General features: G+C 34.5%; 19 protein-coding genes. 15 read left to right on the forward strand and 4 right to left on the reverse strand.

Going from position 1 to position 24,590, the window contains the following annotated elements; all coding sequences use genetic code 11:
* Positions 1-440 precede the first annotated feature (440 nt).
* Together gloA and B5D12_RS08250 are read left to right on the forward strand one after the other, a co-directional pair.
* Entirely contained in the window at positions 441-821 is a 381-nt protein-coding gene (gene gloA, locus B5D12_RS08245) for a lactoylglutathione lyase (protein ID WP_066126360.1), read from the forward strand.
* Positions 822-1,332: 511 nt separating this feature from the next.
* Positions 1,333-2,505: a MalY/PatB family protein gene (locus tag B5D12_RS08250; RefSeq protein ID WP_078756373.1), complete on the forward strand. Its 1,173-nt coding sequence runs from the start codon at positions 1,333-1,335 to the stop codon at positions 2,503-2,505.
* A 72-nt stretch (positions 2,506-2,577) separates the two neighbouring features.
* On the opposite strand, the gene B5D12_RS08255 is transcribed toward B5D12_RS08250, so the two are convergent.
* On the reverse strand, positions 2,578-6,798 hold the full coding sequence (locus B5D12_RS08255) for a transglycosylase domain-containing protein (RefSeq protein WP_234982950.1): 4,221 nt from the start codon (positions 6,796-6,798) through the stop codon (positions 2,578-2,580).
* 58 nt (positions 6,799-6,856) lie between these two features.
* On the reverse strand, positions 6,857-7,828 hold the full coding sequence (gene trhO / locus B5D12_RS08260) for an oxygen-dependent tRNA uridine(34) hydroxylase TrhO (protein ID WP_078756374.1): 972 nt from the start codon (positions 7,826-7,828) through the stop codon (positions 6,857-6,859).
* A 188-nt stretch (positions 7,829-8,016) separates the two neighbouring features.
* Here trhO and B5D12_RS08265 point away from each other — a divergent pair, with 188 nt between their 5' ends.
* The 6 genes from B5D12_RS08265 to B5D12_RS08290 all read left to right on the forward strand — a co-directional run bounded on the left by B5D12_RS08265 (position 8,017) and on the right by B5D12_RS08290 (position 14,264).
* Positions 8,017-8,916 carry a diacylglycerol/lipid kinase family protein gene (locus B5D12_RS08265; RefSeq protein WP_078756375.1) on the forward strand — a complete coding sequence of 300 codons (900 nt, stop codon included), beginning with the start codon at positions 8,017-8,019 and terminating at the stop codon, positions 8,914-8,916.
* Between the two features lie 775 nt (positions 8,917-9,691).
* The gene (locus B5D12_RS08270) at positions 9,692-10,024 is read left to right on the forward strand and encodes a DUF2187 domain-containing protein (protein WP_078756376.1); all 333 of its coding nucleotides are present in this window, start codon (positions 9,692-9,694) and stop codon (positions 10,022-10,024) included.
* Positions 10,025-10,174: 150 nt separating this feature from the next.
* The gene (locus tag B5D12_RS08275; RefSeq protein WP_078756377.1) at positions 10,175-10,603 is read left to right on the forward strand and encodes a MarR family winged helix-turn-helix transcriptional regulator; all 429 of its coding nucleotides are present in this window, start codon (positions 10,175-10,177) and stop codon (positions 10,601-10,603) included.
* Between the two features lie 71 nt (positions 10,604-10,674).
* Complete coding sequence (locus B5D12_RS08280) at positions 10,675-11,274, forward strand: superoxide dismutase (protein WP_078756378.1); 600 nt, start codon at positions 10,675-10,677, stop codon at positions 11,272-11,274.
* Between the two features lie 218 nt (positions 11,275-11,492).
* Complete coding sequence (locus B5D12_RS08285; RefSeq protein ID WP_078756379.1) at positions 11,493-12,908, forward strand: hypothetical protein; 1,416 nt, start codon at positions 11,493-11,495, stop codon at positions 12,906-12,908.
* A 12-nt stretch (positions 12,909-12,920) separates the two neighbouring features.
* Entirely contained in the window at positions 12,921-14,264 is a 1,344-nt protein-coding gene (locus B5D12_RS08290; RefSeq protein ID WP_078756380.1) for an MATE family efflux transporter, read from the forward strand.
* 476 nt (positions 14,265-14,740) lie between these two features.
* On the opposite strand, the gene B5D12_RS08295 is transcribed toward B5D12_RS08290, so the two are convergent.
* Positions 14,741-15,580 (reverse strand): DUF368 domain-containing protein, encoded by an 840-nt coding sequence (locus B5D12_RS08295; protein WP_078756381.1) that lies wholly within the window; start codon positions 15,578-15,580, stop codon positions 14,741-14,743.
* A gap of 533 nt (positions 15,581-16,113) precedes the next feature.
* On the opposite strand from B5D12_RS08295, the gene B5D12_RS08300 reads away from it, so the two are divergent.
* Genes B5D12_RS08300 through coaD form a run of 4 tightly spaced genes read left to right on the forward strand, consistent with a single transcriptional unit; the run spans position 16,114 to position 19,003 of the window.
* The gene (locus B5D12_RS08300) at positions 16,114-17,565 is read left to right on the forward strand and encodes an FtsW/RodA/SpoVE family cell cycle protein (protein WP_078756382.1); all 1,452 of its coding nucleotides are present in this window, start codon (positions 16,114-16,116) and stop codon (positions 17,563-17,565) included.
* Complete coding sequence (locus B5D12_RS08305; protein WP_078756383.1) at positions 17,555-17,938, forward strand: YlbG family protein; 384 nt, start codon at positions 17,555-17,557, stop codon at positions 17,936-17,938. Before B5D12_RS08300 ends, B5D12_RS08305 begins: the two co-directional genes overlap by 11 nt.
* Positions 17,935-18,504, forward strand: a complete 570-nt coding sequence (rsmD, locus tag B5D12_RS08310; RefSeq protein ID WP_078756384.1) for a 16S rRNA (guanine(966)-N(2))-methyltransferase RsmD — start codon at positions 17,935-17,937, stop codon at positions 18,502-18,504. Before B5D12_RS08305 ends, rsmD begins: the two co-directional genes overlap by 4 nt.
* A 1-nt stretch (position 18,505) precedes the next feature.
* Positions 18,506-19,003 (forward strand): pantetheine-phosphate adenylyltransferase, encoded by a 498-nt coding sequence (gene coaD / locus B5D12_RS08315; protein WP_078756385.1) that lies wholly within the window; start codon positions 18,506-18,508, stop codon positions 19,001-19,003.
* Positions 19,004-19,107: 104 nt separating this feature from the next.
* Here the strand turns inward: coaD and B5D12_RS08320 are convergent, their stop codons facing one another.
* The gene (locus B5D12_RS08320; protein WP_159443906.1) at positions 19,108-20,133 is read right to left on the reverse strand and encodes a lactonase family protein; all 1,026 of its coding nucleotides are present in this window, start codon (positions 20,131-20,133) and stop codon (positions 19,108-19,110) included.
* A gap of 171 nt (positions 20,134-20,304) precedes the next feature.
* Here B5D12_RS08320 and B5D12_RS08325 point away from each other — a divergent pair, with 171 nt between their 5' ends.
* The 3 genes from B5D12_RS08325 to B5D12_RS08335 all read left to right on the forward strand — a co-directional run bounded on the left by B5D12_RS08325 (position 20,305) and on the right by B5D12_RS08335 (position 24,518).
* Entirely contained in the window at positions 20,305-21,552 is a 1,248-nt protein-coding gene (locus B5D12_RS08325; RefSeq protein WP_078756387.1) for an AI-2E family transporter, read from the forward strand.
* The gene (locus B5D12_RS08330; protein ID WP_078756388.1) at positions 21,549-23,069 is read left to right on the forward strand and encodes a hypothetical protein; all 1,521 of its coding nucleotides are present in this window, start codon (positions 21,549-21,551) and stop codon (positions 23,067-23,069) included. The genes B5D12_RS08325 and B5D12_RS08330 overlap by 4 nt, the downstream gene beginning before the upstream one ends.
* 207 nt (positions 23,070-23,276) lie before the next feature.
* Positions 23,277-24,518: a hydroxymethylglutaryl-CoA reductase, degradative gene (locus B5D12_RS08335; RefSeq protein ID WP_159443907.1), complete on the forward strand. Its 1,242-nt coding sequence runs from the start codon at positions 23,277-23,279 to the stop codon at positions 24,516-24,518.
* Positions 24,519-24,590 lie beyond the last annotated feature (72 nt).

Genomic DNA, 24,590 nt, shown 5'->3' on the forward strand with positions numbered 1-24,590 from the left:
AAATACGCCTGTCAGTATGATTGGAGCGGTAAAGTCGCTATCTTACACTATTCCAATAACACACGGACTCGCCAGGCTTTTGGGACAATCGCTGGTTATTGAAAACCAATAGAGCGAGGCCTTTATTCATAATGACAGCTAGAGGCAATGAAGTGAATGTTTGATAGCGAGCAACGGCATGGTACTGGCGTCTAGCGAGACTGGATTGGCCATAGGGAATGCCTCCCTAAAGACTTTCAGATCCTACCATGCCGATGGAGGATCGTTATCAAGGATAGCGGTTAAAATATGGAATCCATGAAAAAGCGTTCAGAGAATTAGTAAAAAGTATGGTAGAGGAAAACCAACAATAATTTGACACTATCTATGTAAAGCAAAACTTTTGTTATAAAATTAATAATTTGCTATGATATAAGTAGTAATGAAATAGGAGTGAAAACATGGCACAAACATTATTACACGCGTGCTATCGCGTTTATGATTTAGAAGCATCAATTAAATTTTATACAGAGGTATTTGACTTTACTGTTAGTCGTGAACGTCGCTTCCCAGAACATGGCTTTGATATTATTTATTTAGTAGTACCTGGTTCAGATTTTGAATTAGAGTTAACTTACAATTATGATTCAGATCGCTATGAAATTGGAAATGGCTTTAGTCATTTAGCTATCGGTGTAGATGATTTACAAGCAATTCATGCAAAATGTAAAGAATCTGGATATGAAACAACAGAGTTAAAAGGTTTGCCTGGTTCTGAACCATCTTACTTCTTCGTAACCGATCCAGATGGCTATCGATTAGAAGTAATGCGTAACAAATAATTTATTACAGGATCATTGAGCTTTAGCTTACCCTAATAAGGGTGCCAGAGCTCTTTTTTATTCTTTCAGTGAGTTAATTATCCATTATCTTTTATATTTACTTAAACATTAAAGATAATGATTAAATATGTTATGCTTGGACATCCATCATCTAGATAAATTCAGTTAGGTGATTGCTTTCGATTGAAGAATATGATATAGTGTCTATATGCGATGAGTCGAAAGCAGTCTGGTAGACTGAAAGACAGTATAGCATGAAGCCAGGATGGCGCTATATGTTATCATGTTGTGAACCGTGATAACTAATACTTTGGTATTCTGTCGTTTCGTAGAGACTAACAATAAAGTTTTCTTTATTGTTAAGTCTCTTTTTTTGTTATTAGCCGATTGTATAATAGTTGTTCGATATTATATGTTCTGTCCTAGTATTAATAACTAATGATTACCATTGACAGTCAAATGATAAAAATTATACAATCAAGTTAGTAACGGAATAGAGAAGAGGGATTTAATGCAAGAGTTTATTAAAAAGTATGCGATTGATAGAAAGGGCACTCATTCTGTAAAGTGGGATGGTCTCCAACCAATCTTTGGTGCCGAAAATTTGCTTCCACTTTGGGTCGCAGATATGGATTTTAAAGTAGCGGACGGAATCAATCAAGCGATTACAAAGCGTATTGAACATGGCGTTTATGGTTATTCTTTTTTGGATGATGACTACTATGAGCCGTTTTTTAAATGGATGCAAGAACACTTTAATGTACGATTAAACAAGGATTGGATTCGTTTCACTCCAGGTGTAGTAAAGGCTTTGTATCATTTTGTAAATGCTTTTACAAAACCAGAAGAGGCTGTTATTATAATGCAACCCGTTTATTATCCTTTTAGTCATGCTATTGAACATACCGGTCGGAAATTAGTATCAGCGGACTTAATCGAAACAACGGACCATCATTTTGAAATAGATTTTGAGGCATTTGAAGCCAAAATTATTGAACATCAAGTTAAACTCTTTATTTTATGTTCACCTCATAATCCAGTAGGACGGGTATGGAAGGAAAAAGAATTAAGAAGATTATTAGATATTTGTCAAAAACACCAAGTTGTGATAATTGCGGACGAAATTCATCAAGATTTTGTTTATCAACCCCACCAACAAATCGCATTATTGAGCCTCAATCACCCTTATATTCAAGAGGGTGTCATTGCGGTAACATCTGCATCTAAAACCTTTAATATTGCAGGTTTAACTCACTCCATGGTTATGATACCTAATGAAACATTACGTTCACACTATGATCAATATGTTAACCGTGTGGGCGACATCGGTGTCAATTTAATAGGTTCTATCGCTACTGCGGCAGCTTATGAAACAGGTGAAGCATGGTTAGAATCTTTACTACAAGTGATTCAATATAATGATCAACTAGTGCGTCAAAAATTGACAGATCATGCACCAGAAATTATCATATACCCATTAGAAGGAACCTATCTTCAATTTATCAATTTGAATCCTATTTTAAAGGGACGTGATTGTAAGGCGTTTATTCAAGATCAATGTGGCTTGGCTGTTGATTTTGGAGAATGGTTTGGGAAAGGTTATAATGGTTACATTCGTTTGAATTTAGCAACTTCACCTGCGATTATTGAAGAAGCTGTTCAAAAGATATTAGACCATTTGTAAAAGATAAATAAAAACTCCGAGATAGTATCAGTCGATTAATACTGATTTCTTCTCGGAGTTTTCTGTTCTCAATTAACCTGGAGCAACGGTTGTACTAGCAGGTGGTTCTGTAACCTCTGGTTGAGTTTCAGGAGCTGGCGTTCCACTTTCATTTGGTGTTTCACCATCAGTTGTCGTTTCACTAGATTCCGTTGTCGTTGTTTGAGAGTTATTTCTTTGTTGTGCTTCTCGTTGTTTACGAGCCGCTTCTTGAGCTTTAGCAATATAAGAAGCCCAGAAATTCTGTGCATCTTGCTCAGTTCCATTAAAGATAAAGTCGTATTTTAATTCAGGTGCAGGTCTAGAAGTTTTGAAAATTTCTTTAACCAGTGGCTGGGTAACATTAATGTTAGTACCGTTCACTGTTATAGACCCTGGTAGTGTACCTGTCTCTTGAAGGACTTCTGTTTCTTTAACACTATCTGGCATGACGAATATTTCTTCGGTACCAAAGATGTCAGGATATTGAGCATAAAGTTCATTCATAATATTAGCCCAATAAATTTGGATACGCTCGGATTCACGTCCGTAACCATCGTTAATATCAATATAATAATCATAATAACGATTGTCATAACCTATCCAAGTACCAGTAGTAATTTTAGGGGTTGAAGCTAAATACCAAATATCACGTGAATTTTCACTGATACCGGATTTGGCGATCCAATCACCACCCATTTGCATATGAGCAGCTGCTGTACGACCTGTACCTTCGGTATTAGTATCTCTCAGCATATCCACTAAAATATAGTTGGTATCTTCTGAAAAAACTTTTACAGGTTCTACGTCATGTTGATATATCACATTTCCATAAGCATCTTCAATACGCTCAATAAAATACCCATCAATATATTGTCCATTATTTGCAAAGGTCGTAAAGGCTCTTGTCTGTTCAAAAACGGTCGGACCAGTCGTGACTCCACCTAAGGAGAAGGCTAAGTTTTCGGTATCTTCTTTAGTATATGAATCATTGATATCAAAGCCCATTTTTTTCATATAATCAAAAATTGGAATGTTATTTTCGACTAATTTTTGATAAATACGAACGGCTGGTAGGTTATCTGATTTCAGTAAAGCAGTACGAGCAGTCATTAACCCTCCACTGACCACACCACCGTAGTTAGTTGGGGTCCATGTGCTACCATCTTCAAAGGTAATTTCAAAGGCGGTATCCGGAATAACAGTTGATGGATTAATCAAATTATTTTCAACAGCCGGACCATATACTGCCAGAGGCTTAATGGTTGAACCCGGTGAACGTCTCATACCAAAGGCATGGTCAATTTGATTGTTTTCATAATCTGTACCAGCCACAAAACCAAGTACTTTACCTGTTTTATTTTCCATTACGACAATACCAGCTTGAACAGTTTCAACATAGTATGTTTCTTCGCCTGAATCAGGATCTGTATAGACACCATCATATGACACACCTAATTGATCTTTGTATTTAGCAGCTAGTGTTTGTAATGAATCATAAATATCTTTATTGATAGTTGTATAGACATGGTAGCCACCAGTTCTTAATTGTTCAAGAGCTTCAAAATAAAATTCGTTATACCAATCTACATCAGCATTAACTTGATCCCAAGTTAAACCTTGGTCGGCAATATTTAAACGCATAATTTGTTCAATTGCACCATTCATCATGGATTGATATAAGTAAGTTTGTCTTTCGACACTCTTTTGTTCAGTAGGAATAAAGTCTTTGGTGATGTCATACTGTATCGATTGCTCATATTCCTCTTTGGTGATTTTTTGTGCACGGTACATTCTAAACAGTACTTCTTTCATCCGTTCGATTCCTGCGGTTTGATCTTCATTAATTTCACCATATTGATTATAAGGCGTGTAATTATATGGATCTTGTGGTAAACCAACTAAGAAAGCGGCTTGAGCTAAGTTTACTTCATTTGGACTTTTTCCAAAAATACCTTCAGAAGCACTTAGAATACCTGCGACGTTTTCGCCATTGTTATTGCGACCAAAAGGCGAAATATTTAAATAAGCAGTTAGAATTTCATCTTTACTAAAATAATTTTCAACCCGTAAAGCTACTAATATCTCGTTAGCTTTACGGAAGAAGGTGACATCATTCGTCAACATTTGTTGTTTAACTAATTGTTGCGTTAAGGTAGAACCACCAGTACCAGTACCAGACAATAACAACTCTTGTAAGGCTGCTCTTAAGATTGCTTTTGGCACAATGCCTGGATGTTCATAGAAATATTCATCTTCAGTTGCAACCAATCCATCTACGATATATTGTGAAATATCACTTAGTTGAGTGACATTTCGAACTACATCGGCTCTAACATTCGCAATAGGATTACCATTGGCATAGTATAGGGTACTTTGTTGTTCGACACGATTAATTTGTTCTGCCATCTCTTCCTTAGAAGGAGGGGGTGTCTTGGAAACCAAATTGGCAAAGTAGCCTAGACCAATACCGCCCGCTAATGCACCTATTAATAATCCGATTAATAAAATATAAATTGCAAAACGTTTTAGAACGTCAAAGAAAACATTAAAACCAAAAATTACTTTTTCTTTGGTTGAAAGATTAGAGAGTGAATAGATATCACTTTCTTTTTTACTTTTACGTTTCTTTTTATTATGTTTTTTGGCTTTGATTATTTCAGTTTTATTTTGCGACACTGAAGATGCCACCACTACCTCGTCAAAGTTATCAGTGTCATCATTAATGTGTTCAGAATGAACTTCATTTTTTGATGTAGACTGGTTTTCTGTTTCATTTTCAGTATGATCATCCATTATTAGAGGAACTGTAGGTCCATCTGCATGATCTTTAGCTCCTAAGTTGGAATAATCAGATTCAACATCGGCTTTATCGGATTCAGCGTCTGATTTCATAGTTTCAGAATCGGATTTGTCAAGTTCAGATTCTGTATTGTCAATTTCAGAATCGGCTTTGTTAATTCCAGAGTCGTCTTTCACAGCTTTCGAGTCAGAATAATCATAATTGCCTATCGTACCTGAAGCTTCTAAATCAGACGCATCATTATGAGATAACGATCTATTTTGTTCAGATAATGCGTTTTGATTGTCTTGACCCGCTAATTGATTTTGTAACCGGTCATTTTCATCAACTTTTGCCATTGTGTCAGCTTTAGTCGATGTTGAATCAACTATGTTAGAAGCCGATTTTGATAGGAAACTCGCATCACCGGTAGGTGATATATTATCAATAGTGACATTACTTTGAGCTGAGTAACGACTATCCTTACTTTTAGAGTATTCATTTGATAGAATCGTAGATGATGAAATCTCTTCATGATCGACGTTGTTATCAGAAAAAACATTACTTGCTGAAACTTTATTGTTTTGTTTATCATCGATTGATGAGTCAGATTTTGAATTTTTAGAAAGATTATCGGAGTGAATCGTTAAAAGTTCTTCACTCGAATAGTCGATTTTGCTAGACGACGTTCCATCAACATTATCACCCGATTGAACGTCGTTTTCTCGGTGCTGTTTTCCCATTGTATTCACTTTTGAAGGAGTTAAGGAATCCAAGATAGGTGGATTCGCTAGAGCTTCTTCATCTGGAGGTTGAATAGAATCCATTTGATGAGAGTTATCATCGACCATCAAAGCTTCATTATAAGAATTGGTTTCATGATAAGTTGCATCTTCCTGTTGGCTTTCTTTATGGGCATACTTTGATTGACGACCAGAAGCAGCATTCGATTTTTCATTCAACTGATCATTATGAACGGGATTAATATCAGAAAAATTATCAATATTTGAATCGGCTATTTCTTCATTTGGGGAGTTAACAGTTGACCCAGCATAGAGTGAATAATCTTCCTTAAGATTACGTTCATGGAAAGTTCTTTCAACTTCACTGGCATCAGCAATATTTTCTAACTCTTCAATGCGTAGACGGCGACGACGCTCTCTTTCAGCTCTAATTTGTTCGCGAGTAGGTAAGGGCATCTTGGCCATCTTATCCCGATTTTTTTCACGTTCATAAAAATCCATCTTATCATTTTTCTTATATGGATTTTGGTGAGGCGACTGACTATCGACTGCTTGAGTGAAAAGTGATTGAAGACGGCGGATTGAACGATCAATGTGACTAGAAGTTTGGCTTTTAGGCTCTACTTCTTTAGATTCATGAGGCAACTCCGGCTTTTTAGGTTTAGGAGGCTCATGATAGTCAAAATCAACATCGTAAAAATTGCCGTTCTTTTTATTGTTTTGAGGAATCTCATCTTCAAACTTACTCACTATCACACCTACTTTCTTCTATTATCGTCCATACTTAATTAGCTAATTTGATTATAACTTACGCAGTAGCGGAATCTTTTAATGACTCACCAATTGCGTTTAAACGTGCTTCCCATTCTTCTGTTGATAATTTATTTTCCACAATGTATCGATTACGAGGATGGCGACGGCATTCAGCACAACAACCACGCACATATTTGTGCTCATTGTCTTCTGAACATAGGATTTGTTCATTACAGAATGGGTTACCACAATTGACATAGCGTTCACATGGTGTACCGTCAAAATGGTCTTTACCAATAACTGTTGGGTTTACATGGTTAATTGGAACTGCAATACGCTCGTCAAAGACATACATTTTACCTTCCCATAAATCCCCATGTACTTCTGGATCTTTACCGTAAGTATCAATACCGCCATGCAGTTGACCAACGTCTTTGAAACCTTCACGAAGCATCCAACCTGAGAATTTTTCACAACGGATACCACCAGTACAGTAAACTACAACACGTTTTTCCATGAATTTTTCTTTATTATCTAGAACCCATTGAGGTAGTTCACGGAAATTACGAATATCTGGGCGAATGGCACCTTTAAAATGACCTAAGTCATATTCATAGTCATTACGAGTATCTAAGACAATGGTATCTTCGTCTAAGATAGCGTCACGGAATTCTTTTGGTGATAAATATTGTCCAGTAGTAGTATGTGGATCAATATCATCTTCTAAGTTTAAAGCCACAATTTCTTCACGTCGTCTGACAAACAATTTCTTGTGAGCATAGTCATCTGCTTCATCTTCTTTAAACCATAAGTCTTCAAAGCCAGGTAATGAATGGACATATTCTTTATATTTTTCAGTTTGTTCAATTGTTCCTGAAACAGTCCCATTAATCCCTTCAGTTCCGACTAATACACGCCCTTTAAGGCCGATACTTTTTGCAAAAGCTAAATGTTCTTGACAAAAAGCTTCTGGGTCTTCTATGGTTTGATATTTATAGAAGAGTAATACACGGTAATCTTTTGACATAATTTATAATTCCTCCTTGTAGTTGCATGCTACAAATTTTTTTGCTATGGATAGCCTTTCTATTATATAATATTTTAACATATTTCTCCAATTTAGATAATTTATAAGCATAAATTTAACCTAGTTGTAACGATTTATGTAATAATTGACTTAAGAGAATAGCGAGTATTGCTAAGAGGAGTGATTTTATGTTGAAAAAAGTCTTAGTAATTGCAAATCCAGGATCAGGTAAAAATAAAGCAGTGGAGTATGCAGGAAAATTAACACAAGTTTTACTAGAAGAGTATCAAGCAGAGGTAACTGTAAGAGTAACTGAAAAAGTGGGAGATGCGACGGAATGGGCCGCACAATTTGAAGGGGATAGTGTCCTTTGTTTAGGTGGAGATGGTACTGTTAATGAAACAGCACATGGTGTTTTGAAAAATCCTCGGCAACCTAATTTTGGTTTTATTCCTCTTGGAACGGTCAATGATTTAGGTCGGGCAATAGGGTATGATTTGAATCCTGAAAGTGCGATTGAACAATTTCGCAATGTTCATCCACAGCCACTTGATATGGCTCAGGTCAATGATGTTTACTTTATTAACACTTTAGCAGTTGGTTCAATTGCAACTTCAGTGATGGAGACTGATTCTGATGACAAAAATACTTTAGGATTCTTTGCATATGTTAAAGATGCTGTGAGTTCATTTTTTGAGTCAGACGCATTGAAGTTAACAATTGATGATGGAGAAAATGAATATCCTATTGACACTAATTTAGTGGTTTGTGCTTTAACCAATAGTGTGGGTGGTTTTGAACAACTTGTACCAGAGGCGACAATTGATGATGGAAAAATTCACCTATTGGCAGCTAAAGGAAGTGCCCCGCAAGATTTAGTTAAAGCAGCCATAGATGGCGGATTAAAACTACAAGATTCAGAGCATTTACTGATCTTAGAAAGTGAACAATTCAATATTCGTTATACTGATAAAGATGATGACCACGAAGTTTATTGTAATATTGATGGAGATAAAGGACCGGCAGTGCCATTATCAATAAAATGTCTACCACAAGCGATTAAGGTATTGCAACCAGTAGTTGAATAATTAATAATAGCTGTTACCGTCTAATCGAATTTATTTTGATAAAAATTAAATAAACTGCGAATAGTTGATTATCGGGCTATGACGAAAAAATTTGCAAAAAATATAATAATTCTTATGAAGCCAACGCTTTACTTTATTGCGCAGTGGTTGAGTGGCCTCAACCTGCGTCTTAATGAGATTGGGCCTCAACTTCGTAAAATCAATCAAGTTAATTCTCATTAATTAAAAGCGCAGTGGTTGAGTGGGATCAACCTGCGTCTTAATGACTTGTTTGATACCTACTCAACTGTGCGGGGGTGAACAGACGAAGCGAAAATTATACAATTTTCTACTTCTGGTCCACTCCCAACTGTGCGGGGGTGAACAGACGAAGCGAAAATTATACAATTTTCTACTTCTGGTCCACTCCCAACTGTGCGGGGGTAGGCCGACGAAGCGAAAATTATTCAATTTTCAACTTCTAGTTCACTCCCTTTTCATAAAAAGTGACTAAGAATTTCACCTTAAAATTCTTAAATAATCAGTTTTTGAACTTAATTCATAGTCTCAATAAAAACCCTAATAAAACATTGAGAAAATTCCCTTTACAACCTATTTATAAGTGAAAAATAGTATTGATGATGTTCATTGAAAATATAAGCCATTATATATGCTCATTTTAAAGCCAAATCAAGCTAAAGATCTTGAAAAGTGCAAATTGAATGCGTTTTTCTTTTAAATGTGGTATAATAGATTTAGTTGTAGGCGTTCTTGTCAATTAGGAAGAGGGTACGATATGACAAAGAAACTTAACATAAAAACCAAGAAAATAATTGAAAAAGAGTTACGTCGAGGGACAAGTAAATCACGAATTGCCGCTATTCTCCAAGTAGAATTTGATGAAGCACAAGAAATGATTGAAAAGGTAAAAAAATCGATTAGACCTGAATTGAACGAAGTCATTACTTTTGAATTTAGGGATAATATGATGCGTGGGACAATTATTAAATTATTGACAAATAGCGCCGTTGTAAAAATTAACTGGGATTATTCAGACACTACAATGAAAGATATTTGTGAAGATAAGACCATTGTTAATTTTAAGGATATTATTGATTTTATAGGCTAAAAGGTAGCGATTTGGCATTTATTTAAATGCTAAATCCTATTTTTTTTGTTTTATCTTTTGAGAAAGTATGTTAATATATTTAAGCGTGTTAAATAACGACATGAGGCATAAATATGGGAGGGTTTATGACACTAAGAGAGGAGACGACGTATGTCACGAAAAGCAGAATCTTTAAAAACTTATATTGCTTTAAAACGCAGCATTAATGAAATAGAATCTAAAACTCGTAAATTTGTAGGGAGTTTTGGTTTAAATTTGAATGAATTTGCGGTCTTAGAAATCTTATATCATAAAGGAAAACGAACGACGCAACAAATTAAAGAAGGTATTTTGATTGCTAATAGTAGTACAACTTATATCGTTGATAAATTATGTGATAAAGGATTAGTTAAACGTGAATTTGCTCCAGAAGATCGTCGAGTAATCAACGTAGAGATTACGGAAAGTGGACGAAAATTAATGGATGAATTATTCCCAACTCATGCGGAGCAACTAACTGCTAATTTTGATAAATTAAGTGAATACGATATTACTGAAATTCGTCAGTTATTAAAGAAAATGAATGGTATAAAATCTTAATATAAGCAAATAACTTTTTTATTATCTTTAAAAATGTTAAACTTAAGTTAAAATACTAAGGAGGATTCTTTATGACTTTTGAATTACCAAAATTAAACTATGAATATGCTGCTTTAGAACCCGTTATTGATGCTCAAACAATGGAAATCCATTATACAAAACATCATAACGCTTATGTTACTAACTTAAATAAAGCAGTTGAAGGTACAGAATATGCTGACAAATCAATTGAAGAATTAGTTAAAGGTTGGGCAGAATTGCCAGAAGATATTCAAACTGCTGTCCGCAACAACGGTGGTGGTCACTACAACCATACATTATTCTGGGAAGAATTAGTAGCGCCTTCTCAAGCAAAAGAGATTCCAGCAGATTTAGAAGCAAAACTTGTTGAAGCATTTGGTTCTGTAGACAAATTTAAAGAAAAATTTGCCGCTGCTGCCGCTTCACGTTTTGGTTCCGGTTGGGCTTGGTTAGTTTCTAATGATGGTAAATTAGAAGTAGTTTCTACTCCAAATCAAGATAACCCATTAACAGATGGCTTAGTACCTTTATTAGGTTTAGATGTTTGGGAACATGCATACTACTTAAACTATCAAAACCGTCGTCCAGATTATATTAAAGCATTCTGGGACGTAGTAAACTGGGAAGTTGTTGCAGATCGCTTAGCTTAGTCTAAGATTATATAGTTGAATTAATTTTCGTCTAGCATTTTACAATGTTAGACGATTTTTTTATGTAAAATTATCCGCTACAAGAGGCGTAAACAAGCATTTTTAAGGCTGTTGGTTGCAGATATTTCACTTTGTTACAAGTTTATAATCTTCTTTTTCAAAGGTTGTTAGTAGGGAATTAATCAGATATAATACAAAAGAGATAGGGGGAGAGTTTGATGAAATTTAAAAGAAATTGTCTTGTGACTTTAAGTGTATTATTGCTAAGCGGATGTGTTGATTTAAGCCCAGTTAATCCCATTAAAACGACTAGTAATATTTCTGAGTCAGTTGACGATAGCAAAGTCAATGTAATGGAAGACCACCAACAAAGTACTACCAAGAAGCAACAATTGCAACAATTAATAGCTAAACGTTTTGAAGCTCTTGAGAAAGTGAGCATGAATTTGGCTGTTTCCACTACAATTAATGACCAATTATATAAAGTCAAAGAAAAAACAGAGGAACTTTATGAAGAAGGTCAACTTAAGGGTTATTTGGTGACTAATCAAATTGAGCAAAACTCTCACGAGCTTGAAGAGCAAATTTACTATACTGGAGAAGAGTATTATTATCGCTTCAATTCTAATTCGTGGCAAAATTTGTCAGGAGATACTAAATCGACCATTCTTTATATTTCCTTAATGAAGTATTTATTTGAAGGAAGCGATGAATGGCAGCTTGATGAATCAGAAAACAACGTAATGGTTAAGCGTAATATTGAGGATGAACAACTATTAACAATTGCACCTCAATTATTTAGTTTACCGATGATGCTTTCTAAAAATAATCAGATTGAAATGGATGCACAATATCGTGTAGATACAGAAAATGGTGATATTACTTATATTGTAATGAATATGGTGATCAATGATTTAGATTCTCAATACAAGGTCAAAATCGAATCTAATATTAATTCGAAAGCTGAGTTTGAAAACTGGCAAATTGATACGAATCAAACAGTTAGCTTGGTAACCTCACAAAAAGAACAACAGCAATTGATTGCAGAAGCTAATCCTTATCAATTGATTAATTATCTTGAAACTTACCGAGATGATCAAACCGAAACGACTTTAATAATGGGGAATTATTTAAATGGTGAACCTTATAGTTTAATTGAAGGTGTATTGAAAGAACAGTCATTGACTAATGTAAGTTTTTGGAAAGCAAATCGACAGTACCAAGAAATAGAAGGAAATGTTGAAATTCAAGAAGTTAAGCAAAGTAATCGCTATGCACAATTTGTTCAGCGCTTAGACGAACAGTACGATCTGTTAGAACAATTAGAAGCAACCGAAGAGTCAACTTTTATTACTTTGAGGGAGTTTTTTGAACAAGATTATGAACAATTTTCATCAACCTTAACTGAATTAGATAAGGAAGTATTCAATCAAGATAACAAGGTTTATGGAATTGATTATCTGATTAATAAAGAAACGTATCAATTAATGGGTGTCATTTTATGGAGTGCCGATGCCATTACGGCAGAAGTGGGAGCAACGATAACACTTAATTTTGATAACTTTAATGTATATAATCCGAGCTTATTAATGGATCAGGTGAGTGATCAAATTTTAGAAAAGATAAATGAATAAGGGGTTTGGTGAATGGATCAAAAAAATCAATTTTATAAAACAATGTTAGCAATTGCGATACCAGTTGCGATTCAAAATTTAATTACTTCTTCTTTAAATATGCTAGATACGCTCATGATTTCTTCATTAGGAGATATTACGCTAGCAGGTGTGGGGTTGGCGAACCAAGTATTTTTCTTTTATATTTTGATATGTTTTGGAATTAATACAGGGTCATCAGTGTTAGTATCACAGTACTGGGGAAGAAAGGATACAGCCAATGTTCAACGTGTAACAGGCTTTGCAATTGCATTGTGTACCGGTTTTGGTTTATTGTTTACAATGATCGCTTTATTGTTCCCAAACTTTATAATGGGCCTACTCACTCGTGATCCAGAAGTCATTGCTAGTGGCAGTCGCTATTTGCAGGTGGTTAGTTTATCATATATTATGACGAGCGTTAGTTTTGCTTTTGGTACCTCATTAAGAAGTACCGGAGCACCTAATCGACCACTATATGCTTCGATTGTGGGCTTTTTTACGAACGGTATTTTTAATTATTTATTAATTTTCGGGATTGGTTTCTTCCCACGTTTAGGTGTAGTAGGGGCTGCATTAGGAACGGTTATTGCACGTTTTGTAGAGTTTATGATGATACTTTGGTATACCTTCCGTTATAAGGGACCGATTAATGCTTCTTTTAAACAATATTTTAATTTTGACCAAACGTTTATACAACAATATATTGAAATTGTGAGTCCGGTTATTTTAAATGAAACCTTTTGGTCATTATGGCAAGTGCTTTACAATATTGCTTATGCGATGACGGGGACAGAATCAACTGCTGCTGTTCAAATTGTTGCTTCTATACAGAACATATTATTTGTATTAGTACGAGGATTGGCTAACAGTTGTACGATTATGATTGGAAGTTCCGTGGGACGAGGCGAAACAGAAGAAGCCTACGATTTAGGGCTTCGTTTCATTAAAATTGTCATTATACTTGGAATTATCATCGGAACATCGGTTGTTCTGGGACGAGATATTTTATTAATGGCATTTCCATCCTTAAGTCCAACAGTTCGACATATTTCAAGTCAATTACTCATTGTAATTGGGTTATTCTATGTATTAAAAGCCTTTAATTCCATTATTGTAGTGGGCATCCTTAGAGGTGGTGGTGATACAAGATTTTCAATGTTTATGGAGACTTTTGCAGTTTGGTTGGTAGGAGTTCCTTTAGCTTTTATTGGAGCTAAATTTTTAGGATTGCCAATCTTATGGGTGATGTCAATGGTGTTAATGGATGAAGTAGTTAAAGCAATTGTCGGGTTCATGCGGTTTAGGTCTCAAAAATGGATTCATGTTATTAAGTAGTCTTAAACTAATATTTATTTTAATGAAAGCGACTCGTTAAAAACGAAGATGCCAATTCGATGCAAGTGATATTGATTATTGAGAGATATGGTAGAATGGCATCAATCAACGAGTTAAGGTCTTGAGGAATTTTGACTCATGGTCTACATTCTAAAGCGATAAAAATAAATAATGTCACTCGATATTACTCATTTTAGTAATCGGCTGTTACCGTATAATATTTTAATGGTCGAACTTTATCTTTGGATAAACTTAACTATATAATACAACGAAATTAAATGTATTTGGATATACAAAAAGACTGAACAGAAATGATGGATAGCTCTCTATCAGTTAGATAGAAGGCTGTTCATAATAAATTACTGTTCAGTCTATTTATTTGTGATTAATTAGTATAAAAGTCATCTAATAAAATTATTTTTCATTTGAAACGTCAAAAGTAAGAACGAGTCATTAATTTTAATTATGGATTGTTTTTATTTATATTTTTCTTCTAATTGAGACATCCACCAACCTAATAGCGTACCGCCTAATAATGATAATAGGCATGCAAAATATTGGATAAAACCAAAACCAGCATAATCTGTCGGTATGATGACTATCGTCGAAGCAATGACAACACCTACAATAAAGTGGAAGAAGCCAGAGTAATTACGATCAAAAATATAAGCAATTAATTTGGATAATAAAACAATGGTTGCTAAGCCACCTAAGGCAATCGGAATAATAACACTAAAGTCTAATGTTTTAAAACCATCTGACATTTTTTGATAAAGCCCCATATACATAATAAAATTAGAAGGACTAAGACCAGGTATTAAAATTCCAAGTGCAATTAAGGCACCAGAGATAAACCAACTAATAAAATTAGCTGCAACTTGACCTTGGAATAATTGTTGGCCAAAGACTAATAAAACAAAACCAAAGATAAATGCAATCACCATTACGATGATGTCTTTTTGCTGACGTCCTTTTTTGCCTGCCTCTGCCCATAATGAAGGAGCAGTACCTACAATACATCCGACAAAGAACCATCGAACGATTGTTTCATAATTTTCTAAAACCCAACTTACTCCGAAAGAGAAGAAGACAATACCAGCCAAAGCTCCGAACCCTACCGGAATAAAGTAGATAACATTTTCTTTAAAGTCTTTGGTTATATTGGATAAAAAACGAATAATACGTTCATACATACCAAAGATAGCTGCTAAAGCTCCGCCACTGATTCCCGGAACGATAAATCCTGAACCAATAAACATTCCTTTAATAAATCGTAAGAACCAACTTTCTGTTTTTGCTATTTCATTTGTTTGCATTTCATTCCTCCATTTGTGTATCTAAAAATTATGACACTATAATAGTGTATAGTGCTTCACTATTTTTATCAAGTAATTTCCATATTTTGACCTTGAAAATAATGAATAGGGGCAATGAGGGGTGCTAGAAACTTTTAATAATTCGTTTGTTTCATCTGTTTATTTTATAGCACAGGGGTTGAATGGTCTCTCTTCGTCTTAAAGAGGAAAGGCATAAACATTGTAAATTCAATCAAGTTATTGCAAGTTAATTAAAAGTGTAGTGGTTGAGTGATGGATGGACGATGAAACGAAAATTATTAGTTCTTGCCCACACTCAACTGTGCGGGGAGACAGACGAAGCAAGAATCATTTTATTTTTAACGGATAGTTCACTCCTTCAACGGTTCTTTTTTATATAAATACAGGTTAAAAATAAAATCGGTCTGTTATTTAATATGAACTGATTTGCTGTTATTACGAAGAAAATTTTGTAAAAGTACCATTCAAACTTTCATTTATGCTATAATAATGAAACTGAGAGGAGGCCATTCATGAAATTAAATCAAACAAAATTTAAGCTATCTTTCAAGAATGGAAAAGGGTTACAATGGCTTAAAAATGGATATTTGGCCATACGCAATTATTTTTTAACCTTAGATCATATACTGTTGTTAATGACGTATATCTTAGTGATTATTGGAATGATTTTTGTCTTTAGTGCCTCTATGTATCAGACAAATAGTAATGGAACCAATGAAGCAGTAAGTTTAGTTTTTAGCCAGTTTAGAGCGGTCATAATTGGTTCAGTGGGATTGTTTTTGATGCCTTTAATTCCTAGTAAATGGTATCGCTCATTACCATTAATCTTGACTATCTCAGGTTCGTTCATGTTAATGATGTTATATACTGCATTATTTGAGGAAGAACGTGGTGGTGCAGCAAACTGGTTATCAATTGGCGGTTTTTCATTCCAACCTTCCGAATTATCAAAACTAGCGTTAATCGCCTTATTTGCGTGGTATGCAAGTTTTAGCGATCTAGATTTGGTTACTAATACAGTTTTAAAGATTCCAAGTTTACTAAAACAGCCATCTGAAACCTTGAATGACATAATCGAAGAGATAAAAAAAGAGCCACTTCATTTAATAAGTTTTATTATATTATCTATGACTTTAATTGCATTACTAAAAATGCCTGATTATGGGACTATTCTAATTATTGGTCTAATTTTGATATTGATTTTTGGCCACAGTTGGTTTTCCAAGAAAGGAATCGCGATAATTTATGGCATCCTGATGTTAGGCTATCTCATGTTGCGTTTGGTGTCGAATATTTATGGTCCAAATTTAATTGCATCGGGAAATTATGGTAAAGCACGTATTGGTATTTTTACTAATCCTTTTATCGATGAATTAGGTTCAGGTTATCAGATTATTCAATCACTGACCGCTTTTAGTAATGGTGGGTTATTTGGTAAAGGACTAGGAAAGGGACTAGTCAAAAGAAATCATTTACCGGCTGCGCATACAGACTTTATTTTTTCAATTATGGGAGAAGAGGTAGGACTTATAGGCATTAGTATTTTCTTAATCTTTTTCTTTTTCTTAATGATTTATATACTTAAAATAGCGACCACCTTGAAAGATAGCTATCGTCGTCATTTAACAATGGGGATTGCAATTATGTTTTTGGTGCAGTCGATTGTTAATATTGGTGGTGCACTAAGTCTATTGCCCTTAACGGGTGTGACCTTACCGTTTATTAGCTATGGTGGGACCAGTATCATGGTTAGTTTGATTGCAATCGGAGTAGTAGAGGCAATGTTCATTCATGAACAAAATGAAGAGCATTCACCTTTGGTAATTAATAATAATCGTAAAAAAACAATACCAGCTAATGAAATTTATTCAGGAGAATCAATGGAGAGAAAACAATCAACAAGTTTTGAGAATGAGATGGATGATGATTCATTAGTAGACTGGAGTGATGAGAATGGAATTTGAATTAATTGAGCGTCAAGCGCTGGTTGTGTGGCTCTATACCTTAAAACAAGTAAAAAATATTCGAAAATATGGGCATGTTCATTTCATTAGCAATCGATTACGTTATGTTATCTTATATGTAAATCGTGATGAACAAGATGAGATAATTGAAAAATTAAATAAATTACATTTTGTTCAAAAAGTCGAAATTTCTTACCGCGATGATATTGATATGACTTGGAAGGATGCAATTCCCAATCGTAAAGATAAAGATATACTCCAAGAAAAATCGGTAGTTGAAGCAGAGGAAGATACGGTAACTGGTGATGTCCATTATGATTCATTTTTAAAATCATTACGTGATTCACTGTTAAATAAGGATGATCGCCAATGAGAGTCGTAGCAGGAAAATATGGCAGCCGTCCTTTAAAAGCAGTCCCAGGACAAAATACGCGTCCGACAACGGATAAAATAAAAGAAAGTATCTTTAATTTATTAGGAAGTCGTTGTCAATCGGGCATCGTTTTGGATTTATATGGTGGCACAGGTGGTCTAGCCATTGAAGCTGTGTCACGAGGAATGGATCATGCGGTTATTTGTGAAAAACATCGAGCAGCAATTGCAACGATTAAACATAATATTGGAATGACTAAAGAAACTGAGCGTTTTACCTTATTAGCTGGAGATAATTATGCGAGTTTGAAAAAATATCAAACGGCACATCCAACCGTTATTTTTGATTTAATCTTAATTGATCCGCCTTATAAACGAGAGAAAATTGTTGAGGATATTAAATGGTTAGGACAACACGGTTTTATCAATCAAGATACGACTATTATGTGTGAAACTGATAATGAAACAACTTTACCTGAGACAATCAATCAATGGTCTAAATATCGTGAGAAGCAATATGGATTAACAGTAATTCATTTATATGAATGGGAGGATGAAGTAGAGTAAAATGAAAAAAATCGGAATTTTTCCAGGTAGTTTTGATCCTTTGACCTTAGGTCATTTGGATTTAATTGAACGTGGCAGCAAATTATTCGATGAATTAATTGTCCTCGTTGCAGTTAATACAACTAAAAAAGGGCTTTTTAAACCGAATGAACGTGTTACCTTAATTGAAGAAGCTGTTAAGGGAATTAAAAATGTTTCGGTAGAAGTTTATTCTGATGGCTTAGTGGCAACCTATTATCGTAATAAAAATGCAGTCGCTTTATTAAGAGGCGTACGCAATGCTCTAGATTTTGAATATGAAAGCAATATTGCGATTATTAATCGTAAACAATTTGAATCTCTGGAAACAGTGTTAATGTATGCCAACGAAGAATATCGTTATTTAAGTTCAAGTATGATTAAAGAAGTGGCTTATTTTAAAGGTGATATCAGTGATATGGTACCACCTAATGTGCGAATGGCCATTGAAGAAAAATATGGCACTTTAAAAGATATATAAAATAAAAAGGTTTGGCATAATGGAAGTTTTGCCAAACCTTTTGCAACTATATATTATCATTTCGATTGCCAATAGATTCGAATTGAATGTGCTAGAAATAATAATTACGCAAGGACAATATTGACACATTCTGGTGCTAAGGCCGTAACTTTAGCTTTTTTCAATAAACCAGATTTTGTATCACGATTTAATACTGTAATCATATTGGTGTCTTGATGTGGAATCAGTAAAAACTTTTCAGTTTCATCCAAGATAAAATCGCGAGGAATTTCACCATAAGTTGAAATTCTTTGGATTTCACTTAACATTCCAACAGAGTCCACTTTGAATGCGGTAATTAAATTTGAAAAACGAGTTGAACAATACAAGAATTGACCATCTTGAGTAATACGAATAGCTGCACCAGCTGAGGTCTCTACTTCAGAAGCGTCCACATTTGGTAAAGTATTAATGACGGTTAAGGTTTTATCTTCATTAATTCTTACAACTGAAGTCGTGTTACCCAGTTCACCAATGACATATGCTACGTCTAAGGTTGGGTGAAGTGTGATATGACGTGGTCCAGTGCCGGCTGGAAATTTCGTTACTGAAAATTCTGACAGTGAACCATCATTTTGAATATCATAGACATACACTTCATCTGTTCCTAAATCACAAACATATAGTTGTGATTGATCTTTACTAAAATGAGTCATATGAACATGAGGTGATTGTTGATTTTTATGAACGCTTGAGCCAGAATGAGTGACTTGCTCAATGAAAGAGAGTTCTCCTGCTTCGCTATAACGGTAAATATCGATGGATCCATGGTGATAATTCGAAACATAAACAGTACGTGTTGCTTCATGATATGAAATATGACACCCAGGAATATCAGTTGCAAAGCATTCTGATTGCGTAATAAAAATACCATTGGCATCTTTTTTCAGTACTGTCAGACCACCTTTATCTGCTTTACTAATCGCAAATAATGTATCTTTATTTTCATTAAGGGTTAACCAAGTTGGATTATTGAGCGCAGAAACAGGGATAACTGGTCCAAATTTAGTCTTGCTTGGATCAAATGTGACTGAGGATATTCCTTTATTAACTCTTTTTGTGTATCCGCCTAAAAAGTAAGTTTGTTGCACGTATGTTCCTCCTAAAAGCAGTATTTGATTATTTATAGTATAACATCTGATTAAAAAAATTCAAAACATTATTAAAATTTATTAATAAATAGCCTTTAGGTCTTTAGTAGTATCTCTTTTTAGTTAAAATATGGTAAAATAAACGTATCGCTTTATAAAAGGAGGATTTTGATGGATCAACGTCATAAAAAATCAACAGATGCACGCCATCCTTTATTTTGGCATAATTTTTTAAACAGTAAAATGGTTACGACTTTAATGATTATTTTATTAGTTTTAATTATTATTTTCTTAATGACCAAATTAGCTTATATATTTACCCCAGTTTTAACTTTATTCGAAATATTTGGTTTTCCAATTGTTTCGAGTGCGGTTTTATACTATTTGTTTTACCCGATAGTCAATCAATTACATAATCGTGGGGTAAAAAAATCGATATCAGTATTTGGAATTTTTATTTTCTTAATTTTAGCAATCAGTTTAAGTATTGGTTCCATTGTTCCGATTGTGCGTGACCAAGTCAATACCTTCATTGAAAATGTTCCTAATTATTACGAAACTTTAATGAAAATGTTTAAAGATTTACCATTTTCTTTTAATGATGCTTTGCCTGAATTAGGCATTGACTTACAGAAAGTAATTGATGGTTTCTCAACAGAAGGATTTAGCCAACGAATTGATAGTATTGTTTCCTCCACCTTTGGTGGATTAGGAAGTTTTGTTGGAACGGTAACTACCATATTTACAGGACTTTTAACAATTCCAATTTTTACTTATTATTTATTAGTAGAGTCCGATAGAATTCCGAAAAAAATTCTATATTTTATACCGACAAAATATCGCCAAATAGTCAGTCGAATGCTATATCAAGGTAATTATCAAGTATCTCAATATATTCGTGGACAAATTATTGTGGCAATTTGTGTGGGAATAATATTTGCGATAGGATATGCGATTATTGGTCTTGAATACGGAACAACGCTAGCAGTGCTTGCGGGTCTATTAAATATCATTCCTTATTTAGGTTCGTTTATTGCGATTATCCCGGCATTAATTGTTGGTTTAATAACATCACCCATCATGCTGATTAAAGTAATTATTGTGATGGTGGTCGAACAAACGATTGAAGGTCGATTTATTTCACCGCAAGTATTAGGCAATAGTATGCAAATTCATCCTGTGACGATACTGATGGTGTTATTAGCCAGTGGTAAGTTATTTGGAGTGGTTGGCGTGGTTATAGGAATACCGACTTTTGCTGTCTTAAAAGTAATAGTTTCAGAAATATATACATGGTATCGTGAGAATAATCCTGCTTATCAAGAACCAATTGTTGACTATTCAACCGGTAGTACACCGGTGATTGACTCAATGATGGAAAGCAAAAATATTAATGAAAGTACAGAGAAAAAACGATGAGAATAAAGCAAAATAAACTCTTACTATTACCTATAGTAAGCATGATACTGAGCGGTTGTGACTCAGTTAATCAAAAATACAATCAATTTATTGAACAAAAAGCTGAAGAAAGCACAGTAGTTGAAAGTGAAGAAACAACGGAAGTTCCAGAAAAATTAGTCGACATTCGATTAGTTCCTGAGTTTATACAAGTAGAAGAAGCGGTAAAAACCATTGATAATTTAGAAGTAGGGGAAGAAATTTATCGTACTTCGAAAACTATTACACAATCACAAGATAAATTTGATATTTCTGTTAATCAAATGGTGGTTTATGAAGCGAAGTCGGATGATCAACTATTGGGTATCAAGTCATCAGATAGTGATGAAGGAGCTATAGTAATCGTTAATATAGCTATTACTAACAAAACGGCTGAAACTTTCTATTTCCCAATTGATGAACTAAAATTAAGCTATCCGAATGCACCGGTTGCCCGTTTGGCGACTTCAGGATTGTATCCTTTGCAATCAGGGAATTTATATGAAATTTTATTAAGTGATAACCAAGGTGCTATCTTGCCAACTTCCACTGTCGAAGGGTATTTAGTTTATAGTTTAACTAAAGAGGATTTTGAGCATATTAAAGAGCAAAATTCGTTTAATTTAACAGTTGTACCACCCAGACTGGATGCCGATAGTATTGTAGGCCTTAGCTCAACCGATTTAGGGTATGTCTTACCTTTATATTTACCCCTCACTGACACGGTTGAACAAGAATTATTAGACAAGAATAAGCAGATTCAAGATCGGATTTCTGCTGAATGGTGGGGAAAAAAAGAGCTGTTAGCTGATGAAATCCTTGAAGAAAAAGATACGGATGGTGAAGTTAATTTTACTTTAAAACGTATTGAAATTTCGGACTTTACCCCAAATGAAAATTATAAAGAATCATTCCAATATTTCCCTAATGGGCAAGTGATTGTTTCATTACAAATCGAAATTGACAATCAATCCGATCATACTTTATTACCTACCGATAGTTTAGTTAATTTAGTCATTAATGGCGACACTATTCAAAGTGATTATATTTTAATTAACGAATTATATGGCGAGCATTTAGATCCGGGTGAAAAAACAACAATCATTAAAACTTTTGCTCTAGATAAATATACGTATCAACAAAATTGGCAAAATCAAGATATACAAATTTATATTCAGGTATCTCCCGATGATTCAATAGACTATCAGGACGCAACTACAACGGTTGAAGAATCAACTGAAGTGGAACAAGTCGAAGAGTTTATGACGGGCGATGAATCGGAAATTATTGTAGAAGAAGAAATAGGTGAAGCGACAGAGTTGATGTATGTGGGGAATTTTGTATGGGAACCGAAATTGGTAAAATATATTAACGAAGATTTAGAAGTAGTTGATGAATTAGCATCAGAAGAAGCGGATAATGAGACGACAGAAATGGATAACCTTGATGACGTAGATGCTATTCTAGAAGAAAACACAACAGAAGCAATGAATGAATAATGTAACACAATCATAAAAGGTCTTTTGTGTTAACATAATATAATGAGATTTTACTTGAAGCAGGGCAACATTTTTTATCATTGCCTTGCCTATTTTTATATGGTATCGATAGTGAATCAAAGTGATAGAATACATCGAATAAGATAAGTTCAACGAGTTTCGATATAGAATGATGCTATTTATTACGAAAGAAAAGAGGTTGTATCGGTGACTGAAATTAAAGGTTTATATCGTTTATCACCCGAGCAAAGAAGAGCAGTGTTAAAGGGAAATTTTCCTGATGTTTTTATAGAATCAGATACGCAATTAACGGAAACAACGGCAGATGCGATGATTGAAAACTATTTTCAAAATTATTCCTTACCAATGGGAATTGCGCCAAATTTTCAAATTAATGGACAACTTTATCATATTCCTATGGTGATAGAAGAACCTTCCGTGGTTGCAGCGGCTAGTAATGGTGCTAAAAGGGTTGGGAATATTATCACTACAAGTCAGCCACGTGAATTAATTGGGCAAATTATTTTGAAAGAAGTCATAGACCCTGAACAAGCGACTGCTGTGATTGAAAAAAAAGAACACTATTTACTGGATTTAGCTAAATCATTTTCCATCAATATGGTAAAGCGCGGTGGTGGTCCTACTCGTATTTGGACTAAAACTTTTGAATCGTACTTTACCGTTTATCTTGGCTTTAATCCTTGTGATGCCATGGGGGCAAATGCGATTAATCATGTATTAGAAGCACTGAGTGAGGAAATCGAACAGTTAGTCAATGGTGTTGCTTTGATGCGTATTCTATCGAATTATCAACCCGAATCATTAGTAACGGCTAAGGTTAAAATTCCTATTCTCTCTTTAGCTAATAACCAAGCAGACAGTCAGCTATTAGCGCAAAATATAGTGGCAGCTAGTGAATATGCACATTTAGATGTCTATCGGGCAACCACTCATAATAAAGGAATAATGAATGGGATTGATGCCGTTTTAATGGCGACCGGTAATGATTGGCGAGCTGTCAGTGCCGGCGTACATGCTTATGCGAGTCATACCGGAGACTATCAATCATTAACTGATTGGAAGATTGAAGAAGATTATCTAGTGGGTAAAATTAAACTACCATTAGCGGTCGCCACAGTGGGTGGAACCTTATCGGTGCATCCACAGGCAAAACAATCATTGGCTTTGTTAGGTAATCCTGATGCACAACAGTTAAGTGAAATAATCGCTGCAGTTGGTTTAGCGCAAAATTTTGCTGCGTTAAGAGCTTTGGTTTCAGAAGGTATTCAAAAAGGTCACATGAGTTTACATGCGCGCCAGTTAGCGATTCAAGCAGGGGCTAATGAGGCAGAAGCTCCACGTTTAATTGAACTTTTAAAAAGGCAAGAAAAGACTATTAGTATTTCGGTGGCTACTGAATTACTTGCAAAAATGCGTCAAAACCGATAATATTTTTCAAAAGATAACAAATTTTTAAAATAATATGTTAATATACTATAGTGGCTTGAAGAAGTACATCAT

The sequence above is a fragment of the Globicatella sulfidifaciens DSM 15739 genome (genome assembly GCF_900167405.1).
Classification (GTDB): domain Bacteria; phylum Bacillota; class Bacilli; order Lactobacillales; family Aerococcaceae; genus Globicatella; species Globicatella sulfidifaciens.

Excerpts from the sequence above, each read along its gene's own strand:
- gloA (WP_066126360.1), top strand. The coding sequence starts at position 441 with ATGGCACAAACATTATTACACGCGTGCTATCGCGTTTATGATTTAGAA.
- B5D12_RS08250 (WP_078756373.1), top strand. The coding sequence starts at position 1,333 with ATGCAAGAGTTTATTAAAAAGTATGCGATTGATAGAAAGGGCACTCAT.
- trhO (WP_078756374.1), bottom strand. The coding sequence starts at position 7,828 with ATGTCAAAAGATTACCGTGTATTACTCTTCTATAAATATCAAACCATA.
- B5D12_RS08265 (WP_078756375.1), top strand. The coding sequence starts at position 8,017 with ATGTTGAAAAAAGTCTTAGTAATTGCAAATCCAGGATCAGGTAAAAAT.
- B5D12_RS08270 (WP_078756376.1), top strand. The coding sequence starts at position 9,692 with ATGACAAAGAAACTTAACATAAAAACCAAGAAAATAATTGAAAAAGAG.
- B5D12_RS08275 (WP_078756377.1), top strand. The coding sequence starts at position 10,175 with ATGTCACGAAAAGCAGAATCTTTAAAAACTTATATTGCTTTAAAACGC.
- B5D12_RS08280 (WP_078756378.1), top strand. The coding sequence starts at position 10,675 with ATGACTTTTGAATTACCAAAATTAAACTATGAATATGCTGCTTTAGAA.
- B5D12_RS08285 (WP_078756379.1), top strand. The coding sequence starts at position 11,493 with ATGAAATTTAAAAGAAATTGTCTTGTGACTTTAAGTGTATTATTGCTA.
- B5D12_RS08290 (WP_078756380.1), top strand. The coding sequence starts at position 12,921 with ATGGATCAAAAAAATCAATTTTATAAAACAATGTTAGCAATTGCGATA.
- B5D12_RS08295 (WP_078756381.1), bottom strand. The coding sequence starts at position 15,580 with ATGCAAACAAATGAAATAGCAAAAACAGAAAGTTGGTTCTTACGATTT.
- B5D12_RS08300 (WP_078756382.1), top strand. The coding sequence starts at position 16,114 with ATGAAATTAAATCAAACAAAATTTAAGCTATCTTTCAAGAATGGAAAA.
- B5D12_RS08305 (WP_078756383.1), top strand. The coding sequence starts at position 17,555 with ATGGAATTTGAATTAATTGAGCGTCAAGCGCTGGTTGTGTGGCTCTAT.
- rsmD (WP_078756384.1), top strand. The coding sequence starts at position 17,935 with ATGAGAGTCGTAGCAGGAAAATATGGCAGCCGTCCTTTAAAAGCAGTC.
- coaD (WP_078756385.1), top strand. The coding sequence starts at position 18,506 with ATGAAAAAAATCGGAATTTTTCCAGGTAGTTTTGATCCTTTGACCTTA.
- B5D12_RS08325 (WP_078756387.1), top strand. The coding sequence starts at position 20,305 with ATGGATCAACGTCATAAAAAATCAACAGATGCACGCCATCCTTTATTT.
- B5D12_RS08330 (WP_078756388.1), top strand. The coding sequence starts at position 21,549 with ATGAGAATAAAGCAAAATAAACTCTTACTATTACCTATAGTAAGCATG.